The following is a 20,063-nucleotide window of genomic DNA, read 5'->3' as shown; positions in this document are numbered from 1 at the left end:
AGGAAAGGAAGCTGAGGCTTCCTTTTTTGTTGAGTTTAATTAACGAATTATTGGAAATAATGATTGAAAAATAAGCGTGGAACGTGAAAAATCATGTAAAAGCCGTTCCAGTGCGCCGAACCCTAGAACGACTTTAACTAAAATATTGATACTTATATGAAAATTTAGAGTATTTCGCATAAGGTGTATTATGTTAATTGTAGAAAATCTTAAAATTAAAGGAAAAAATAGTGAAAATTGGAATTTTCTGGCATTGGAATAATAAAGTCATCGGTATAGCTCATGTGTTTAATTTAGGTGATGCTGATTCAATTGGCTTAATTGATAGTCCTTACACGCATATCGAGTATTGGAAAAATGTACAAAGTGAATATCCAGAGCTTAGAGCTTATGAATATGAGCAGATTCCACGAGGTCGGGTAATTTACGATATGAACAAAGATAAAGTAATTGTCTATATGGATAAGACATTATTTACTTCCCAAACCGCATCTAAGATTTATGATTTCTTTGATATAGACTCTGAGTCAGCTATTCCTAGAAAAGATCCTCACTATCACACCTAATTGTAAAATTTGAGCTAAAATAGACATCTCTATTAATGGAGCTATAAATATGAGAAAACGCTTAAAAGACTATAGCCTTGATCAAGTTTCAAATCGCCAAAAGGTTTCAGGTCAAGTATTACCAATTCAATTTAGCAATGATGAAGCAACAAAACGTGTTGTGATGCACAGTGCTAAACGAGTTATTAATCAGCATAAAGCTGAACTTCAAGAGCTTGCTTATAAATGAGTTTGATTAGCTCAACATTCGTGATTGCTGTACATGATGAGATCCTATTACAAACTGGCGTAGGGCGAATAGGTTGTCATATTGAGAAGCTAGAAAGCGTATTAAGTCGTATAGATCAGCAGATGTATTACAGCGATGTAAGCGATATTTTTGAGATCGCAGCATGGTTCGGCATAGCTATATCGAAAGGTCATGCTTTTGTTGATGGCAATAAGCGAACTGGTTTAGCTGTAATGCTGACTTATCTCGAAATTCAAGGTGTTACCATTCAAGAACAAACTGGTTTAGATGATTTGATGGTTGATATTGTTGAATCACAAGAAGAACATGAATTATTAGCCAAAATTGTGGCTGAGTTCTTATATGAGCTATCAATGATTTAAACTAAGAAATTATGATTTGAATATTTGGATCCTCAATATTTAACAAAATATTTTTATAAATTATAAAGTTTTCTTCTTCACGACAAATAAAGAATACCTCTTCGACATACTCGTATTTATGTAATAAAGATAGGATTGTGCCTATGGCAATCTCAGAAGCTAATTGTCGAGGAAAACCATACACACCTGTACTAATATTGGGAAAAGAAACAGTAGATGCATGAAGTGCATTTGCCTTAAAAAGCGCATTACTATAAGCATCACAAAGCAATTGTGGCTCATTACGCTCACCATCTAACCATCTTGGTCCAACCGCATGAATAAGGTATTTAGCAGGCAGATTACCTGCTGTTGTTACTTCTGCTTGACCTGTAGGGCATCCACCTTTTTCTTGATTTAGACGAACACATTCTTCTTTCATCAATGGTCCAGCTTTTTTATGAATCACATAATCAAGTCCACCACCACCAAGCAAAGATTTATTTGCTGAGTTAACGATGGCATGTACAGCAAAAGCTGTTATATCTGCTTGGATGAGATGGACTTTTTTCATAAATTTTATGCAATACCGCGATCTTTTTTAAATTGAGAAATAATAGGATTTAATTCAGATCCACAGAATTCAATATACTCATTTGTAATTCCACGACCACTAGAAGGATGTGGCAACCCAACTACAGTGCAGTTTTCAAATTTATTGATATAAGCCAATGAGCCATGATAATCAGGCATTCTTAATGTTTGCAATTTTTCAATTTCATTGCCCATAATTGGAGTGAATTTATCCCTTACTTTATAAAATTTTAGTACCTTAGTTAAAAGCTCACTTCCCATAAACAGAATTACTTTAGGTCTAAGTTCTTCTATATGTGCTATGAAATTATCAACATTTTCATCTTGTTTGTAGAAAGGAATTGCAGAACGAGATTTTTTTGATTCTACAGCCCAATTAGTTTGTACAATCATTTTGTCGAAAGCATCGCCTAAGCCTTCCTCATTTAGAGGATGCCCCCACATAGAAAACCAAGTTCTAATTCTTTTATCGTATTTAATCCATGTCTTAGCAACATCACCATATCGCAATGATTTATTAGAAAAGGTACATTCTTTAGTCATATCTATTATAACTTCTTGCCCCTTACTTTGTGATTCTTCACCCCATTCATAACCACAAATCATTAATCCGTTTTTATCATTAAAGCCTGCGAAAATTGAATTTGCTAAATTTAGACTTTTTTCCATTTTATCTTCTCTGATACTTTTAAGATTCAAATTATCACATATATTTCACATATATCAATCATTTATATTTATTGGATTAGTGATATAATTGCATCAACGGTTTTAATGAGGCTCTAGGTATCGCAATATTTGTAACAAAAAATATATTTCATATAAATCATTTATATGGAAAGTTTTTTATAGATATTAAAATACACTTAACATAAAATCTCTTATGCGAATCACATCTCATCAAACTTCTTAGTCCAATATCACCCCTAATTTTTCCCTACGCCCTTGTTCCGTCAAAACCCAAGGGCGATTTTGCCAAGGTGGGTCATGACGTACATGCTGAGTATGCCCACAAGCGAGATCAGCAACCCAATGATTCTCTTTATCCAGATGAAATCCAACAATGGCCTGTTGCATTTACTTATTCACCCAAACTTTCAAGTTTAGAATCCTCTAAACCCTTTAAAAAACGATGGCATAGATTATGAATCGCCACCAAATCATTGGGCTCAATACCCAAAGAGCAGGCGAGTTTAAAAGGAATCAGGGTAATTTCATCTTTTGCCGAAAGCGCTTTTTCCAGCAAAATGACTTTTTTCATGCGTTCATCTTCTTTAACCGCAACACGCTTTAAAAACTGCTTTTCTTCCAGTTTTTTAATAATCGGCGTTAAGGTTCCCGAATCAAAAAAAGTCTTTTGTCCGATTTCAGACAAGGTTACGTTGTCTTTTTCATACAACGCCAGCAACACAATAAACTGCGGATAGGTCAGGTCATATTCCTGAAGCAAGGGACGATATTGACGAATCATGGCATTGGTGGCGGAGTACATGGCAAAACAGACTTGATTTTCCAAGTAGGCAATCTCAGTCATGATCCAGTCCTTTAAAGTCGCAATATCTGCAAATTAGTATAAATTGAAAAACGCAAAAAGTATATTGCGTATAATTAACTTGCACACAATATAGTTGTGTGCAATATTGTTTGTGCTATAGCTTAACAAATAAACAAAGCTACTTTGGGAATGGCACAAGTTTTATTGCAGAGAGAATTTTTATGACCAAGATTTATGATTTTCAGGCTGAACTTTTAGAGGGTGAGCAAAAGGACCTCGCAGACTATCAAGGCAAAGTGCTCCTGGTGGTGAATACTGCAAGCCAGTGTGGCTTAACCCCACAGTTTGAGGGCCTGGAAAAGCTATATCAGGACTATCAACAGCAGGGCTTGGTGATTTTGGGCTTTCCATGTAACCAGTTTGCCAATCAGGACCCATCAAGCAATGAGGAAATCGGCAGCTTCTGTCAGCGCAACTATGGCGTGTCATTCCCCATGTTTGCCAAGGTTGATGTCAATGGACCAACTGCCCATCCGCTTTATCAGTATTTAACCTCAGAGGCCAAAGGTCTTTTGGGAAGCAGTATAAAGTGGAATTTCACCAAGTTTTTGATCAATCAAAAAGGTGAGGTGGTGAAACGTTATGCGCCAATCACCAAACCAGAAAACATTGCCAAGGATATTCAACGCCTACTGTCATAAGGCAGTATTCGCATGTTGGGAAATGTATCTGGCTGGAACTCAAACGAGTCAAACATTTCCCAAACCTGCCCATAATTGAAAAAGAAAGATGATAATGTTATAGCTAATTGAATAAAATAGATTTTTTATTATTTAATATTTACATAACTTGTTCAGCCATAAGCAGAAAACTTGGTTATACTTTTCGCTAAGATTAAAAATACGAGCGTCAGGTTATGCGTGTACTTGTGGTGATGGACCCAATTGAAACTGTGAATCTCAAGAAAGATTCAACCATGGCAATGCTATGGGCGGCAAGCCGTCGTGGACATGAGCTGGGGTATGCACTGCAACAGGATTTATATATCGAACAAGGCAAGGCATTCGGTCTGATCTCACTATTAAAGGTGTTTGAAGACTACAGCCATTATTATGAGCTGGGCGAGAAACAAAAAGAGTCACTTGCTACTTATGATGTGGTGCTGATGCGTAAAGACCCACCATTCGACATGAACTTTGTCTACACCACCTACATTTTGGAACAGGCGGAGCGTGAGGGTGCATGGATCATCAATAAACCCCAGTCATTACGTGACTGTAATGAAAAGCTGTTTGCGACCCAGTTTCCAGAACTTCAAGTTCCGACCTTGGTGACATCACAACAAAGCCTGATTCGTGAGTTTATCAAGGCGCATGGTGATGTCATCGTGAAACCTCTGGATGGCATGGGGGGCATGGGAATTTTCCGCCTGTATCAGGACGGTGTGAACATTGGTTCGACTCTGGAAATGCTGACGGAAATGGGAACACGTCCAATCATGGTGCAACGTTATATCCCTGAAATTGTCGAAGGCGATAAACGTATCCTGATGGTCAATGGTGAGCCAGTTCCTTATTGTCTGGCGCGCATTCCACAAAATGGTGAGGTGCGTGGCAATCTGGCGGCAGGTGGTTTGGGGCAGGCGCGTCCACTGACTGACAATGACAAAATGATTGCTGCAAAGGTTGGACCTTTCCTGCGTGAAAAGGGTCTGGTGTTTGTCGGTCTGGATGTGATTGGAAATTATGTCACTGAAATTAATGTCACCAGTCCAACCTGTATTCGGGAAATTGATGCCCAGTTTGGCACCTCAATTGCCGATGACTTGTTTACTGTGCTTGAGGCTGGACGACAGAACTAGACTCCCTGTTTATTGACCGAATTGCCCATTTGTTTTTGACGCTGATTGCAAGGTAAATGGGCAATCGGATGTAGTGCTCCCCTGTTTTTAATAAACAATTGAAAAAAGCGGGGCTTTCTGTTGTAAACAGGTGAAATTCGCTTTTCGTGAATGAAGCTTTAGGATTAAAATAACTTCCGAAAACAATAGACGATAACTTTCTTTTTTGAGTTGAAGAATTAGACCGTGACCAATTCACCGCAGAACAAACCCAAACATGTCATGATGATGGCCGCTGGTACAGGTGGGCATGTTTTTCCAGCACTGGCTGTTGCAAAACAACTTCAACAGGAAGGCTGTCAGGTGTCGTGGCTTGCGACGCCTACAGGTATGGAAAATCGGTTACTCAAAGACCAAAATATTCCAATTTATCAAATTGACATTCAGGGTGTGCGTGGCAATGGCCTGTTGCGTAAACTCAGTGCACCTTTCAAGATTCTCAAGGCGACCCTGAGCGCGATGCGCTATATGCGGCAGCTCAAGGTTGATGCGGTGGCGGGCTTTGGTGGCTATGTGGCTGGACCAGGTGGTTTGGCTGCACGTATCTTAGGGATTCCGATCCTGATTCACGAGCAAAATGCCATTGCGGGATTTACCAATACGCAATTGGCTCGTATCGCAACAACAGTTTGTCAGGCTTTTCCAAATACTTTCCCAACTAGTGATAAAGTGGTGACCACAGGCAATCCTGTGCGTGCTGAGATTACTGCGATTTTGAATCCATCATGGCGTTATCAGACCCGTGAACAGGAGCAGCAGCCCCTTAGTGTTCTGATTGTCGGAGGGTCTCTGGGTGCGCAGGCTTTAAATGAGCGTTTGCCTGAGGCGTTAAGCAAGGTGAATATTCCTTTAAAGGTGTTTCACCAATGTGGGCAGAACCAGCAGGATTTAACCCGTGTTCGCTACCATGATGCGCCTAAAAGCCTACAGGTGCAGATTGAGCCATTTATTCATGATATGGCAAAAGCCTACAGTGATGCTGATTTAATTATTTGCCGTGCTGGCGCATTAACGGTTACAGAAGTCGCAACTGCAGGTCTTGCTGCGGTGTTTGTTCCGCTACCTATCGCAGTGGATGATCACCAGACTGCAAATGCGAAATTTTTAGCAAATGTCGGCGCTGCGAAGATTTGTCAACAAGCAGACATGACACCCGCTGTTTTAGATGAATTGTTAGCCACATTATTAAATCGCCAACTACTGTCTGAAATGGCAATTAAAGCACGCCAACAAGCACAACCGAATGCAACTCAGCATGTGGTTGATCTGATTAAAAAATTGTAATTCGAGTTTATCTATGTCTCCTACAAATCCAAACCAATCCAAAAAGCTGATTAAAGTGCCAGAAATGCGCCGTATTAAACATATCCACTTTGTTGGTATTGGTGGTGCAGGGATGTGTGGTATTGCCGAAGTTCTAAAAAATCAGGGCTATAAAATTTCGGGTTCGGACATTAAGGAATCCAAAACCACCACGCATCTCGAAGCAAATGGCATCAAGGTTTATATTGGGCATTCAGCCGACAATATTAAGAATGCCAATGTATTAGTGGTTTCAACGGCAATCGACCCTGAAAATCCAGAGATCAAGGCGGCCATTGAGCAACGCACCCCGATTGTGCGCCGTGCGGAAATGCTGGGTGAACTGATGCGTTACCGTCATGGCATCGCGGTTGCGGGTACACATGGTAAAACCACCACCACCAGCTTGTTGACCACCATGCTGGCTGAGGAAAACCTTGATCCAACCTATGTGATTGGCGGTTTGCTAAACAGTACAGGGGTTAATGCGGCACTGGGCGAAAGCCGTTTTATTGTGGCGGAAGCCGATGAGTCGGATGCATCATTCCTGTATTTACAGCCAATGGCGGCGATTGTCACCAATATTGATGCCGACCACATGGATACCTATGAGGGTAGCTTTGACAAGTTAAAGGATACGTTCATCCAGTTTTTGCATAACCTGCCGTTCTATGGCTTGGCGGTGGTCTGTGGTGATGATGCCAATATCCGTGAGATTCTGCCGCGTATTGGCCGTCCAATCCTGACCTACGGTTTTGGTGAGGATAATGATATTCGTGCGGTTGAGGTGGTGCAGGATGGCATGCAGTCGCACTTTACTGTGTTGCGTAAAGACCGTGAGCCATTGCGTGTCACCATCAACCAGCCAGGTCTGCATAATGTCCTGAATGCATTGGCGGCTATTGGTGTGGCAACTGATGAGGGCGTTTCTGATGGAGCGATTTGTCGCGCATTGGAGGGCTTTAGCGGTGTCGGCCGTCGCTTCCAGGTTCAGGGTGAGTTTGAAGTTGGCGAGGGTTTGGTGAAGTTGGTGGATGACTATGGCCACCATCCAAAAGAGGTTGAAGCAACCATTAAGGCGGCCCGTGCCAGCCACCCAGACCGTCGCTTGGTGATGATGTTCCAGCCACACCGTTTCAGCCGTACCCGTGACTGTTTCGATGATTTTGTCGATGTGTTATCGCAAGTGGATCAACTGTTATTACTGGAAGTCTATCCAGCGGGTGAAAAACCGATTGTGGGTGCGGATAGCCGTGCTTTAGCACGCAGTATTCGTTTACGTGGTGAAGTTGAACCGATTTTGGTTGATCCCGTTGAAGGTAATTTGCCAAATGTTTTACAAAAAGTGTTACAAGCAAATGACCTGTTATTAACACAAGGCGCGGGTAACGTGGGCGCAATTTCGGTAGAATTGGCCCAGCATCGCCTGTATGCCAAATAATGTGTGTTATGAATATTAAAAGTTTTACAGTTTTAAGGATATAAACGTGTCAAATGCTGCAAAATTCGGCAAAGTTGCCGTGTTGTTTGGTGGGAAATCAGCTGAACGTGCTGTGTCACTGGATAGTGGTCAGGCTGTTTTAGAGGCGCTACTGCGTTCGGGTGTACAGGCAGAGGCATTTGACCCGCAGGATCGTAGCGTGACGGAACTGGTTGGCTATGACCGTGCCTTTATTGTGCTGCATGGCCGTGGCGGTGAGGATGGCCAGATTCAGGGTGTTCTAGAATGGCTAAACATTCCATATACGGGGACTGGCGTACAGGGCTCCGCAATTGGCATGGACAAGGTCAAGACCAAGCAGATCTGGCAGGGCAGTGACTTGCCAACCGCGCCTTATCGCATCGTCACCAAGGATTCTGACTTAGATGCGGTGATCGCGGATTTAGGCCTGCCTGTGATTATCAAGCCTGTGCATGAAGGCTCAAGTGTCGGTATGAGCAAGGTTGAGAAAGCAGAGGATTTTGCCAACGCAATTGAAAAAGCCACACAGCATGATGCGGTGGTGATGGCCGAAAAATGGATTACAGGCCGTGAATTTACCATTTCATTCCTGAATGGTCAGCCATTGCCCGTGATTCGCTTGCAGCCGCCAGCAGATGTTGCCTTTTATGACTATGAGGCGAAATATCAGCGTGATGATGTGCAGTATGGGATTCCTTGCGGTTTAAGCGAGGCTGAGGAGAAAAGCCTACAGGCGCTTTGTCTGCGCGCGTTTCAGGCGGTTGGTGCAGAGGGCTGGGGACGTATTGATGCCATGCAAGACCAGGATGGAAACTTCTGGTTGCTGGAGGTGAATACCGTACCAGGCATGACCAGCCACTCTTTGGTGCCTAAGGCGGCCCAGGCGGTGGGCTATGGTTTTGATCAACTGTGTGTTGCGATCCTAGAGCAAACCCTGGCGAAGTCGGCTTAATTCATGGCTCAACTTCCTGCATCCATGCGCCGCAAACCACGGGCAGCAATCAGTTCTATCCATGAGAAACCGCCATCACCCAAGCAAAAAATGGTGAATGCGGGAGGGTGGATACTGTTGCTGATCGCTTTCGCTGTGCTCACAATCGGTCTTTATGGCTTGTATAAAGTCATGACTGATGCAACCGTGGCGCAATTGCAGATTGTTGGGACCAATTCAGATGTTGAAAATCAACAGCTGGCACAGCACTTAAATCCGATTATTAAACACAACTACTTTACTTCAGATTTAGAACAAATTCGGGACCAGGCTTTAAAGGTCTCATGGGTTGACCGTGTGGTGGTGTCACGAGCTTGGCCAAATGCGATTCGGGTGCGGGTGATGCCACGCCACGCAATTGCACGCTGGGGAACAGGGCGTTTGCTTAGTGACAACGGTGAGGTGTTTAGCGAGGCGCTACCTAAAACACACCCAAACCTGCCGCTGCTTCATGGTCCAGTCAGCCAATCCAAAATGATGATGCGTCGCTATAATGAAATCAACCAGTTGTTTCATCCAGCGAACCTGCGTTTAAAAGAACTGTATTTAACCGAGCGCATGACATGGTTTATGCAGTTTGATTCGGGTCTGCGTATCATTGTGGATCAGGACCAGACCATGAACAAGTTGCAGCGACTCAGCCATTTGGCACAAACGGATCTTAAACCTGTATGGTCAAACATCTCGGCGATTGACCTGCGTTACCGCAATGGCCTTGCCATTCAGTGGAAGAACGCGGCACCGCCCAAGATTGTCAATGGTCAGTTAGTTGTAACGATTGATGACACAAAGCTTGCAGGTGCAATTCAGGCAAAGCCATAATACGTGGCTTAAAAATAACGGGAGATTTTCCCCCGTACTACACAACAAAAGATATGGTATTGAAGTAATGAGTGAAGCTGTTCCCTCAGTTGTTGCGATTGATATTGGGACCCATAAGGTCTCAGTCTTGATTGGTAAGATCCATGCGCCAGATAAGATTCAGGTCATTGGCATGGCAACTGCTCGCAACCGAGGTATGGTTAAAGGCAAGATTGTCAGTCTGGACAAGGTGATTGCCGCCATTAAAAATGCGGTATCTGAGGCCGAGGATATGGCAGAGTGCCGTATCCATAGTGCGTGGGTGTCCATTCCAAGTACAGAGTTGCAGAGTTTTTATGCTTCGGGCCGTACCCCTGTGTCCAACCATGATCATATTATTACAACCAATGAAGTGGTGCGGGCTTTGGAACTGGCAAAAGCCAGCCATATCTCGCCAGACTATTATCTGGCCAGTGCGGTGCCGCTTGGTTTTGAGCTGGGCAACTCTGGTGAGTGGGTGCAGAACCCAGTTAATATGTCGGCGCATAGCATGACAGGGCATTATCAATTGATGATGATGCCGATTAGTACCATGCAAAACCTTGATCGTGCCATGAAAGGTGCGAATATCGGGGTAGAGAAAATGGTGGTATCTAGTTTAGCTACGGCTGAAGCTAGTTTGCTCAAAGATGAAAAAGAATATGGCGTGTGTTTGGTTGATATTGGCGCTGGCACTACCAATCTCGCCGTCTATCTTGATGGGCGTTTGGCATTAGTACGTACCTTGCAACGTGGTGGTGAAAATGTGACCCGCGATATTGCCGCTGTTTTACAGACCACCACTGAAGAAGCCGAACGTATCAAGATTCTGCATGGCTGTGTAGACCTGAGTGTGGTGAAGCCAGACCACATGATTCAGGTGCAGGGCATTGATGGCACACAAACCATCAGTCGCATTGAGCTTGCAGAAATTATCATTGCACGTTATGAAGAAATCTTCACCTCAATTCGTGAAGAGCTGGAACGTAGTGGCGCGATTCATGGCTTGTATCATGGGGTGGTGCTTACAGGCGATGCCTGCCAGATTGAGGGTATGGTCAATTTGGCCCGCCGTATGCTTGGAGTGTCCGCACACCTCGGTAATCCACCCTTGCAGGTTTATGCCGATGACCAGCACTTGCCAGCCTTGCGCCGTTCCATGTACGCAACGGCTGCGGGTTTGCTGATGTTTAGCCAGAGTGACTTGCAGGATGCGGTGGAGGAGCCAGAAGAAGCAAATGACCGTAGCTTTATGGATCGGGTTGCCAATGGCTGGAACGCATTGAACAGCAAACTGAAAGCGATCTTTTAAGTTGTAGGGATTTTGGGGGAAATTGTTAGGAAGTTGTAATCGTAAGTCACTGGACTTGACAAGCTCGGTATTATTGAACAGCATCCTAAACATCAGTTGTTTTAAAAATCAGGGCAGTAACGGGCTGAAGTAACTGCCATTTATATATTAGGAAATCTAAAGGTCATGGCCTCATTTGAATTTATAGAAGATGAACTAGACGATGACAACGGTCAAGCCCGTTTCACAGTATTTGGGGTTGGCGGTGGTGGTGGTAATGCTGTCCAGCACATGGTGCAGTCTGACATTCAGGGTGTAAAGTTTGTCTGTGCCAATACAGATAAACAGGCACTGGATAGCATGAATGCACCTTTTAAAATTCAGATTGGTGAACAAAGTACACGTGGTTTAGGTTGTGGTGGTAAACCAGAGATGGGGCAAATTTCTGGTGAAGAGAGTCGTGAAGTGATTCGCCAGCACCTTGAAGGCACCGATATGGTCTTTGTCACCGCGGGTATGGGTGGCGGTACGGGTACAGGTGCCGCTCCAGTGGTTGCAGAGGTCGCCAAAGAAATGGGGATTCTGACAGTTGGTGTTGTAACGACCCCATTTAATTTTGAAGGTCGCCGCCGCCAAAAGTTAGCAGAAAAAGGTATTGAAGCTTTAGAAGTGCATGTTGATTCATTGATTATTATTCCAAACCAACGCTTACTGAGCGTTTATGGTGATATTTCAATGAAAGATGCCTATAAAAAGGCAGATGATGTATTACTTAATGCGGTACGGAGTATTTTTGATCTTGTAGTGAACCATGGGCATATGAATCTCGACTTCGCTGATCTGAAAACAGCTATGAGTACTCGCGGTTACGCAATGATGGGGTCGGGTACAGGACGTGGTGAAGATCGTGCTCGTCAGGCGGCTGAACAGGCTATCCGTAGTCCGTTGCTTGATAATGTGAACCTCACCAATGCAAAAGGTGCCTTGGTGAATATCACAGGTGGCGAAGATATTACTGGACGCGAAATTGACATTATTTCAGAAGTAGTCAACCAGATTGTTGATTTGGATGAAGGTGAGATTTTCTACGGTACAGTGTTTGATCCTGATGCGCGTGATGAACTGCGTGTGACTGTAATTGCAACAGGTTTGACACGTAATGCGAATGATACCGAACCCAAAAAACGTACAGTCACTCATACGCCAACAACAATCGCTCAAACCCAACAACCTGTGGATGAAGATGATGTACCTGCGATCAGTAAGCGTGCAAATGTAGAGGCGCCTGCGACAGTAGCGCCAAGTTCTACACCAAGGTCATCACCAATGAGTATTCAAGACTATCTGAAAAATCAACAGCGTAAATAATAAAATCATATGTTTAGAGAAAGGGGGCAAATAATTGCTCCCTTTTTTATTTTTTAAAAATGGCAAAATATGCTAAGTTATAGCGGTTTTTGCAAATGAAGTTAGCATGGCATGGTGAAACAACGTACTCTTAAACGTGTGGTGAAAGCGAGCGGTATTGGTCTGCACAGTGGTCAAAAAGTGCTGATCAATTTTGTTCCACACCATATTGATGGAGGCATTGTCTTTCGCCGCATTGACCTGAACCCACCTGTTGACATCCCTGCAAATGCCTTGCTGATCCAGGAAGCATTCATGTGTTCCAACCTTGTCCGTGAAGACATTAAAGTGGGAACCATTGAGCATGTCATGAGTGCGATAGCAGGGCTTGGCATCGACAACCTGATTGTTGAGGTGTCTGCCTCTGAAGTACCCATCATGGATGGAAGTGCGGGACCATTTATTTATTTGCTCATGCAGGGTGAACTTGCCGAGCAAGATGCCGCCAAAAAGTTTATTCGCATTTTAAAACCTGTTGAGGCATTGCTTGATGATAAGCGTGCGATCTTTACCCCCCATGCAGGTTTTCAGCTGAATTTCACTATTGATTTTGACCATCCTGCTTTTGCCAAGGAATACCAGTCGGCCACCATTGATTTCTCAACGGAAACATTTGTTTATGAAGTGAGTGAGGCAAGAACCTTTGGTTTTATGAAAGACCTGGATTACTTGAAAGCCAACAATCTGGCACTTGGTGCTAGCCTGGAAAATGCCATTGGCGTTGATGATACAGGCGTGGTCAATGAAGAAGGACTGCGTTTTGCAGATGAGTTTGTAAGGCATAAAATTCTGGATGCAGTTGGTGATCTGTATCTGCTGGGACATCAGGTGATTGCCAAGTTTGATGGTTATAAATCAGGGCATGCGCTGAATAACCAGTTGTTGCGCAATGTTCAGAATGATCCAGACTGCTATGAAATTGTAACATTTAATAACGAGAATGACTGTCCGATTCCTTATGTGAGTGTGATATAAGTCATTGTCTTTTCTTGGTAACATTATATTGTATCAATGTAAACTGAGATTTTTGTCACATAAGCAGATTTGTATTGCAATGTTTAAGATAAGCGATTTACTTTTTATTGCTTGCCAAACGTAGTAAAGCTTGGCTAAGCTTAGCATCGCTCACATATTCAGCGGCGCTGCGTAACTGCTCTTGGGTTTCTGAAGAAAGTGTTTTAGATAGTCGAGGAGGTTCACGAAGAACATTCATTTTGTTTCTTAGGCGAACTTGAATTTTTCGTAATTCCCTGAGGCTTTCTAATTGAGCTAACTGCGCAACGTAGTTGCTTTGTAAATAGCTGAGTTGACTAATCATCGCTTGATTTTCACCAGTTATGGTCAAGACACCATGTTGATAACAAACAACCTGCCATTGCTCTGGTTGGGGCAGCAAGGGTTGAATAATTTTCGTAAGTTGTTTCCATTGGGTAACTTGCGTCGTTAGAAACGTTAAGTTTCCAGTTTTTATGTGTTGTCCTTTCTGTTGAAAAACGTTGCTAGGTTCAGACATGTAAACTTCCTCGGAGGTTGTGTGTCCATCTTAAGCGTTTAGTTCGACTCTGATCAAGGAACAGATGATAAAGGGACTTTTAAAGGACGGTTTCAAGAGGTTTTTTATGCATCATACGCGTCGTATTTTACTCGCATTTTCATTGGCTGCTTCAGCTGCTTCAGTTGCTTTTGCAGACTACCAGAATATCACCCAGGCAACAGAGGGTGACCGTTTAGAACAGTTGTCGCAAACCTTGGCACAGGGTTCATATACTCATCCAGATGATCTGGATCTGCCAGCCATTTCGAACGTGTCTGTTAAACTACGTGAAAAAACCATTGAACTAAACAACGCAACCATAGAGAAGAAGTATGGTCGTTCAGCAATCTCCCCTCAGGACAATGCACCGACATTCTCTGCAAACACAGGTTATTCGTGGATGGTGAGCCATCCATTACAGGAAGGACGTGTGAGTTCCACTTGGGGAACCCGAACCTTACTGGGTTCAACCCGTCATCATTCAGGTGTTGATTTATCGGCACCATCAGGTACACCAATCTACTCTACAGGTGCAGGTGTGGTAACCAAATCGGGTTGGGGTACAGGTTATGGGCAATATGTTGAAATTGATCATGGCAATGGCTATATCACTCGCTATGCCCATGCATCACGCCTATTGGTGAATGCAGGCGACCGTATCAATGCAGGTGAGCATATTGCCAATGTCGGTTGTACAGGCCGTTGTACAGGACCACATTTACATTTTGAAGTGGTTAAGGATGGTCAACGTAAAAATCCATCAACCTATCTTGCAATGTTACCGTAATTTAATTTGTTAATAGTTGTATATAAATACTCTGAAAAATCGCCTTTATTGGCGATTTTTTTTATTTTTGTTTGAATTAGGTCAATGACTATTTAGTAAGAAAATAATAAGGAGTTTTATATTCATCTGGGGCAATACCCTTATCAAAGTAAAACATGATAGAAATAGTACCGACAAAATGACTTAAGGGAAAAGGTGAATTGTATGGCGTTTTATGGCGACTCTGACGCGCAGGAAACCCAGGAATGGCAAGAAGCATTTGATTCAGTACTACAACATATGGGCACGGAACGCGCCGCTTTCTTACTAGAAAAACTATATCAACGGGCAATTGCAAAACATGTTCCAATCCAACGTCTCAATACACCTTACCTCAACACCATTTCAGTTGAAGAGCAACCTGCGATGCCAGGTGACCAGGACATGGAGCGCCGTATTCGCGCCCTGATTCGCTGGAATGCCCTGGCGATGGTGTTGCGTGCCAATAAAACGGGGGATGACCTCGGTGGGCATCTTGCCAGCTTCGCATCCTCCGCCACCTTGTATGATGTGGGCTTTAACCATTTCTTCCGTGCCGCCTCGGATAATTTCGGCGGTGACATGATTTATTATCAGGGCCATTGTGCACCTGGTATCTACGCGCGTTCTTTTCTGGAAGGCCGTTTAACTGAAGAACAACTCAATAATTTCCGCCGTGAAGTGGGGGGTAATGGTCTCCCAAGTTATCCGCATCCCTACCTGATGCCTGACTATTGGCAGTTCCCAACGGTGTCGATGGGGCTTGGCCCCATTATGTCGATCTATCAGGCACACATTCAAAAATACCTGATGAATCGTGGCCTGATCAAGGAAGAAGACCGCAAGGTTTGGGCTTATCTGGGTGATGGAGAAATGGATGAGCCTGAAAGCCTGGGTGCCATTTCACTGGCAGGTCGTGAGAAGCTGGATAATTTGGTTTGGGTGGTGAACTGTAACTTGCAGCGTCTGGATGGACCAGTGCGGGGCAATGGCAAGATTATTCAGGAACTGGAATCTATTTTCCGTGGTGCAGGCTGGCGTGTGATTAAGGTGGTCTGGGGTCGCCACTGGGACCCGTTACTTGCCCAAGACAGTTCAGGGGCATTAAAGGCACGCATGGAAGAAGCAGTGGATGGCGATTACCAGCGCTATCAGGTGAAAGGTGGTGCCTATGCCCGTGAAAACTTCTTTGGCAAATATCTAGAAGCGGCTGAACTGGTCAAGAATCTCAGTGATGAAGATATTGATGCACTCAACCGTGGTGGACATGATCCATACAAGGTCTATGCCGCCTATGCGGAGGCAACCAAGAGCAAGGGACAGCCAACCGTTATTTTAGCCAAGACAGTTAAAGGCTATGGTTTGTCCGATGAAGTCGAGGCGGTCAATAAAACCCACCAGATCAAGAAAATGCAGCTTGATTCATTGAAGTATGTACGTGACCGTTTCAATTTGCCGATCAATGATGAGCAGCTTGAAGAGCTGCCATTCTATCGCCCAGCGGAAAACTCGCCTGAACTGAAATATATGAAAGCGCGTCGTGAGGCGTTGGGGGGTTACCTGCCTGCGCGCCGTAAGAACAGCACCTCCCTGCCAATTCCAGAGCTTTCCATTTTTGATGCTGTATTGAAAGGCAGTGGTGAGAAGCAGCAGTCCACCACCATGCTGATGGTGCGCCTGATCTCGGCATTATTGAAGGAAAAGGCCATCAAGGACCATGTGGTGCCGATCGTACCCGATGAGGCACGTACCTTTGGTCTGGAGGGGATGTTCCGTCAACTGGGCATTTATGCGGCACACGGACAGAAATATACGCCCGAAGACAATGAGCAACTCATGAACTACCGTGAGGCCAAAGATGGGCACATGCTACAGGAAGGCATTAACGAGGCGGGTGCAATGAGCGCATGGGCGGCATTGGGCACCAGTTATTCAACCAATAACCTGCCGATGATTCCAATGTATATGTACTACTCCATGTTTGGTTTCCAGCGCATTGGTGACATTGCATGGGCAGCGGGTGATGCACAGGCACAGGGCTTCCTGCTTGGCGCAACCGCTGGCCGTACCACACTGAACGGTGAGGGCCTGCAGCATCAGGATGGCCATTCTCATATTCTGGCGAGTACCATTCCAAACTGTGTTGCCTATGATCCCTGCTTTGGTTATGAGCTTGCGGTGATTGTGCATGATGGCCTGAAACGCATGTATCAGGATCAGGAGCGGGTGTTCTATTATCTTACGGTGATGAATGAAAACTATGAGCATCCTGAAATGCCAGCAGGGGTTGAAGAGGGCATTAAACGCGGCATGTATTTATTAGAGAAAGATGAGCAGGCAACTGTTCAATTGCTCGGTTCAGGTGTGATTCTGCGTGAAGTGATTAAAGCCGCGAAAATTTTGCGTGATGAATATCAAATTCATTCCAATGTGTGGAGTGTCACCAGTTTTAATGAGCTGGCGCGTGATGGGATGGCATGTGATGAATATAACCGTCTACATCCACTGACAGAGACAGCACAAGAGTCATGGGTATCAAAACAGTTACGCCATACTGATGGTATTGTGGTTTCTGCGACAGACCATATGCGTGCCTACAGCGAGCAAATCCGTGGCTATCTACCAGACAACCGTCCATACGTGACTTTGGGTACCGATGGTTATGGCCGTTCGGATACCCGTGGCAACCTGCGTAGTTATTTCGGTGTAGATGCGGCCCATATCGTGGTAGCAACCCTGAAGAAACTGGCAGATGAAGGTGAGGTGGAAAACCGTCTGGTCAAGGATGCGATTTCATCATTTGAGCTGGATACAGATCGTCCAGTGGCATGGGCACCGCAAGAGCATCCTCAGGTGCAGGCGGTGGCTGAATATCATGAATATCAAGCAGGTGAGGGGAACTGATTATGCAAATCCAAACACCTGATATTGGCGTAGATAAGGCGCTGGTTGCGGAAATTCTGGTGAAAGTCGGTGATCATGTTGCGGTCGATGACAGCCTTTTGGTGCTGGAGTCCGACAAGGCAACGGTCGAAGTGCCAAGTACCAAGGCAGGCATCGTCAAAAATATTTTGGTTCAGCAAGGTGATGAGGTGACAGAAGGCGTGGCACTGATCGAGCTGGAAGATGAATCTCAAACTGCTGAATCACCTGCGCAGGATAAGCCAGAGTCCGATGCAGCAAAAGCAGAACAAAAGCCTGTGGTGGAAGCAGAACCAGAAGCTAAGCCAGCAGTTGAAACTACTCAGGCAGCAGCTTCCAGCCAAGTGCTTGATGTGAAAGTTCCAGATATTGGCGTGGAAAAGGCGCTGGTTGCGGAAGTGCTGGTGAAAGTCGGTGATCAGATTGAACCTGAACAGAGCATTGTGGTGGTTGAGTCGGACAAAGCTACAGTGGAAGTACCCAGTACAGTTGCTGGTATTGTTGAGGCGGTCCAGATCAAGGAGGGCGACAGCGTTAAGGAGGGTGTGGTATTGATTCAGGTCAAGACTACACACACCGATACGCCATCTGAACCAGAGGCCAAACCAGATAAAACGCAGGAAACTGACTCATCCAGTACAGAAACAGGTGAGCTAGAAATTACCGTGCCTGATCTGGGTGTGGAAAAGGCATTGGTTTCAGAAATTCTGGTGAATGTGGGTGACCATGTCGAAGCACAGCAAAGCCTGTGTGTGGTTGAGTCTGATAAGGCCTCGGTTGAGGTGCCAAGCCCATCTGCGGGTATTGTTAAAGCCATCCATGTGTCACCGAATCAGGAAGTCCGTCAGGGCATGGCGCTGGCAATCATTGAGGTGAGTGGCGAGGAGGTTGTCCCAGCAAAGCCTAAGGCTGTGGTTCCAGCAGAAAGTAAAGCCACAGCGAAGCCGCAACCGACAGCATCGACACCAGCCACTCCTGTGCAGACAGAGAAACTGACCAAGGCACAGGAAGCAGATAATGCCAAAGTCTATGCAGGCCCCGCCGTGCGTAAACTGGCGCGTGAACTGGGAGTGGTGCTTGCTCAGGTAAAAGCTTCGGGTGAGCATGGCCGTGTGATGAAAGAAGATGTGTTTGCCTATGTGAAAACACGACTCACCGTGCCACAGGCTGCGTCCTCATCCCAAGCGGCAGCAGTCACTGCTGGTTTACCAGCATTACCAGATTTTAGTGCCTTTGGCGGTGGTGAAGTAAAGGCAATGACACGCTTGCAGCAGGTGTCTGTGCCGCAATTGTCATTAAATAACTTCATCCCTCAAGTGACACAGTTTGACTTGGCGGATATTACTGAACTGGAAGCATGGCGCGGCGAACTTAAAGACGGCTTTAAAAAGCAGGGCATTAGCTTGACCATCCTGGCCTTTATTGCCAAAGCGGTTGCCCATTTGCTGAAAGAGGAGCCTTATTTTGCTGGGCACTTGGCAGATGACCAGAAGTCGGTGCTGCTGCGTAACGAAATTCATATGGGCATTGCGGTGGCAACCCCTGATGGATTGACCGTTCCTGTATTGCGTAATCCTGACCAGAAATCCATTAAGCAAATCGCGATGGAATTGGCTGAGCTAAGTCAAAAAGCGCGTGATCGTAAGTTATCACCGAAAGATTTGCAAGGGGCCAACTTTACCATTACCAGTCTGGGCAGTATTGGTGGAACAGCGTTTACGCCATTGGTGAACTGGCCGCAAGTGGCAATTCTGGGTATCTCACCTGCAACCATGCAGCCTGTGTGGAATGGCAAAGACTTTGATCCTCGTTTGATGTTACCTTTGTCACTGTCCTATGACCATCGGGTGATTAATGGTGCGGATGCGGCGCGTTTTACTAATAAATTGACCAAACTGTTAAAGGATATTCGAAGTTTGTTGCTGTAAAGATTTTTAAATTGAGAATACCTCGCCTAAGCGGGGTTTTCTTTTTATGATGATCATTTATTTGGTAATTGCGATAAAATAAAAATTCATTATTCAAAACACTTTTTTAGAATTGGTGCAAGGATGTTGGTGATTTATCGGGTGATGCTGCCATTGCTACTCATCGTTTTTGTCCTGATGGGGTTGTGGGTCAGCTTCCTGCATTTTCCATGGAATTGGGTGATGTATGTGGTTATGGGGTTGGAAATGCTGGTGGCGACGATGGTCATGGCAATGGAATATCAGGCACAGCATGTGGGTGGCGCAAGTGGCTGGGGCAGCTTTGGTTTTCTTGGCCTCAGTGTCTATTTGGCCTTTTTACTGGGCATCGTCCGTATGCTAATTTGGACTTACCAAAAATTTTGAGTCTAGCGATTTAAAACGATTTAATTCTTT

21 protein-coding genes are annotated in these 20,063 nt (G+C 44.7%); 16 read left to right on the top strand and 5 right to left on the bottom strand.

Going from position 1 to position 20,063, the window contains the following annotated elements:
• The first annotated feature begins 230 nt into the window (after window positions 1-230).
• Genes F988_RS13240 through F988_RS13230 form a run of 3 tightly spaced genes read left to right on the top strand, consistent with a single transcriptional unit; the run spans window position 231 to window position 1,178 of the window.
• Window positions 231-566, top strand: a complete 336-nt coding sequence (locus tag F988_RS13240; protein WP_004683559.1) for a hypothetical protein — start codon at window positions 231-233, stop codon at window positions 564-566.
• Between the two features lie 49 nt (window positions 567-615).
• The gene (locus tag F988_RS13235) at window positions 616-795 is read left to right on the top strand and encodes a hypothetical protein (protein ID WP_004679044.1); all 180 of its coding nucleotides are present in this window, start codon (window positions 616-618) and stop codon (window positions 793-795) included.
• Entirely contained in the window at window positions 792-1,178 is a 387-nt protein-coding gene (locus F988_RS13230; RefSeq protein WP_004683557.1) for a type II toxin-antitoxin system death-on-curing family toxin, read from the top strand. Before F988_RS13235 ends, F988_RS13230 begins: the two co-directional genes overlap by 4 nt.
• Before the next feature lies 1 nt (window position 1,179).
• On the opposite strand, the gene F988_RS13225 is transcribed toward F988_RS13230, so the two are convergent.
• The 4 genes from F988_RS13225 to F988_RS13210 all read right to left on the bottom strand — a co-directional run bounded on the left by F988_RS13225 (window position 1,180) and on the right by F988_RS13210 (window position 3,285).
• A complete protein-coding gene (locus tag F988_RS13225; RefSeq protein WP_004683556.1) occupies window positions 1,180-1,731 on the bottom strand; it encodes a macro domain-containing protein in 552 nt (183 codons plus the stop codon).
• 5 nt (window positions 1,732-1,736) lie between these two features.
• A complete protein-coding gene (locus tag F988_RS13220) occupies window positions 1,737-2,420 on the bottom strand; it encodes a hypothetical protein (RefSeq protein WP_004679038.1) in 684 nt (227 codons plus the stop codon).
• A gap of 240 nt (window positions 2,421-2,660) precedes the next feature.
• Entirely contained in the window at window positions 2,661-2,828 is a 168-nt protein-coding gene (locus tag F988_RS13215; RefSeq protein ID WP_010589236.1) for a DUF3565 domain-containing protein, read from the bottom strand.
• Window positions 2,829-2,832: 4 nt separating this feature from the next.
• Window positions 2,833-3,285 (bottom strand): MarR family winged helix-turn-helix transcriptional regulator, encoded by a 453-nt coding sequence (locus F988_RS13210; protein WP_004683555.1) that lies wholly within the window; start codon window positions 3,283-3,285, stop codon window positions 2,833-2,835.
• A gap of 182 nt (window positions 3,286-3,467) precedes the next feature.
• Here F988_RS13210 and F988_RS13205 point away from each other — a divergent pair, with 182 nt between their 5' ends.
• The 9 genes from F988_RS13205 to lpxC all read left to right on the top strand — a co-directional run bounded on the left by F988_RS13205 (window position 3,468) and on the right by lpxC (window position 13,414).
• The gene (locus F988_RS13205) at window positions 3,468-3,947 is read left to right on the top strand and encodes a glutathione peroxidase (RefSeq protein ID WP_004683554.1); all 480 of its coding nucleotides are present in this window, start codon (window positions 3,468-3,470) and stop codon (window positions 3,945-3,947) included.
• A 215-nt stretch (window positions 3,948-4,162) separates the two neighbouring features.
• Entirely contained in the window at window positions 4,163-5,107 is a 945-nt protein-coding gene (gshB, locus tag F988_RS13200; RefSeq protein WP_004683552.1) for a glutathione synthase, read from the top strand.
• Between the two features lie 225 nt (window positions 5,108-5,332).
• A complete protein-coding gene (murG, locus tag F988_RS13195) occupies window positions 5,333-6,430 on the top strand; it encodes an undecaprenyldiphospho-muramoylpentapeptide beta-N-acetylglucosaminyltransferase (RefSeq protein WP_010589235.1) in 1,098 nt (365 codons plus the stop codon).
• A 13-nt stretch (window positions 6,431-6,443) separates the two neighbouring features.
• Window positions 6,444-7,889, top strand: a complete 1,446-nt coding sequence (murC, locus tag F988_RS13190) for a UDP-N-acetylmuramate--L-alanine ligase (protein ID WP_004683550.1) — start codon at window positions 6,444-6,446, stop codon at window positions 7,887-7,889.
• A gap of 46 nt (window positions 7,890-7,935) precedes the next feature.
• A complete protein-coding gene (locus F988_RS13185; protein ID WP_004683549.1) occupies window positions 7,936-8,862 on the top strand; it encodes a D-alanine--D-alanine ligase in 927 nt (308 codons plus the stop codon).
• A 3-nt stretch (window positions 8,863-8,865) separates the two neighbouring features.
• Window positions 8,866-9,723 carry a cell division protein FtsQ/DivIB gene (locus F988_RS13180; protein WP_004683548.1) on the top strand — a complete coding sequence of 286 codons (858 nt, stop codon included), beginning with the start codon at window positions 8,866-8,868 and terminating at the stop codon, window positions 9,721-9,723.
• Window positions 9,724-9,790: 67 nt separating this feature from the next.
• Complete coding sequence (gene ftsA / locus F988_RS13175; protein WP_004683545.1) at window positions 9,791-11,053, top strand: cell division protein FtsA; 1,263 nt, start codon at window positions 9,791-9,793, stop codon at window positions 11,051-11,053.
• A 165-nt stretch (window positions 11,054-11,218) separates the two neighbouring features.
• Window positions 11,219-12,400 (top strand): cell division protein FtsZ, encoded by a 1,182-nt coding sequence (gene ftsZ / locus F988_RS13170; RefSeq protein ID WP_004683544.1) that lies wholly within the window; start codon window positions 11,219-11,221, stop codon window positions 12,398-12,400.
• A gap of 111 nt (window positions 12,401-12,511) precedes the next feature.
• Window positions 12,512-13,414 carry a UDP-3-O-acyl-N-acetylglucosamine deacetylase gene (gene lpxC, locus F988_RS13165; protein ID WP_004679015.1) on the top strand — a complete coding sequence of 301 codons (903 nt, stop codon included), beginning with the start codon at window positions 12,512-12,514 and terminating at the stop codon, window positions 13,412-13,414.
• Window positions 13,415-13,511: 97 nt separating this feature from the next.
• Here the strand turns inward: lpxC and F988_RS13160 are convergent, their stop codons facing one another.
• On the bottom strand, window positions 13,512-13,952 hold the full coding sequence (locus F988_RS13160; protein WP_004683542.1) for a hypothetical protein: 441 nt from the start codon (window positions 13,950-13,952) through the stop codon (window positions 13,512-13,514).
• A 106-nt stretch (window positions 13,953-14,058) separates the two neighbouring features.
• On the opposite strand from F988_RS13160, the gene F988_RS13155 reads away from it, so the two are divergent.
• From F988_RS13155 to F988_RS13140, 4 genes are all read left to right on the top strand, one after another.
• Window positions 14,059-14,760, top strand: coding sequence for a M23 family metallopeptidase (locus F988_RS13155; RefSeq protein ID WP_004683540.1), 702 nt, complete (start codon window positions 14,059-14,061; stop codon window positions 14,758-14,760).
• Window positions 14,761-14,964: 204 nt separating this feature from the next.
• The gene (aceE, locus tag F988_RS13150) at window positions 14,965-17,682 is read left to right on the top strand and encodes a pyruvate dehydrogenase (acetyl-transferring), homodimeric type (RefSeq protein ID WP_004683539.1); all 2,718 of its coding nucleotides are present in this window, start codon (window positions 14,965-14,967) and stop codon (window positions 17,680-17,682) included.
• Between the two features lie 2 nt (window positions 17,683-17,684).
• A complete protein-coding gene (locus tag F988_RS13145; RefSeq protein WP_004683538.1) occupies window positions 17,685-19,628 on the top strand; it encodes a 2-oxo acid dehydrogenase subunit E2 in 1,944 nt (647 codons plus the stop codon).
• Window positions 19,629-19,751: 123 nt separating this feature from the next.
• Window positions 19,752-20,033, top strand: coding sequence for a hypothetical protein (locus F988_RS13140; protein WP_010589234.1), 282 nt, complete (start codon window positions 19,752-19,754; stop codon window positions 20,031-20,033).
• The last annotated feature ends 30 nt before the right edge of the window (window positions 20,034-20,063 follow it).

Source organism: Acinetobacter parvus DSM 16617 = CIP 108168 (genome assembly GCF_000368025.1).
Classification (GTDB): Bacteria; Pseudomonadota; Gammaproteobacteria; order Pseudomonadales; family Moraxellaceae; genus Acinetobacter; species Acinetobacter parvus.
The sequence above is the reverse complement of the archived record's forward strand: the minus strand, read 5'-3'. Positions and strand labels throughout refer to the sequence as shown.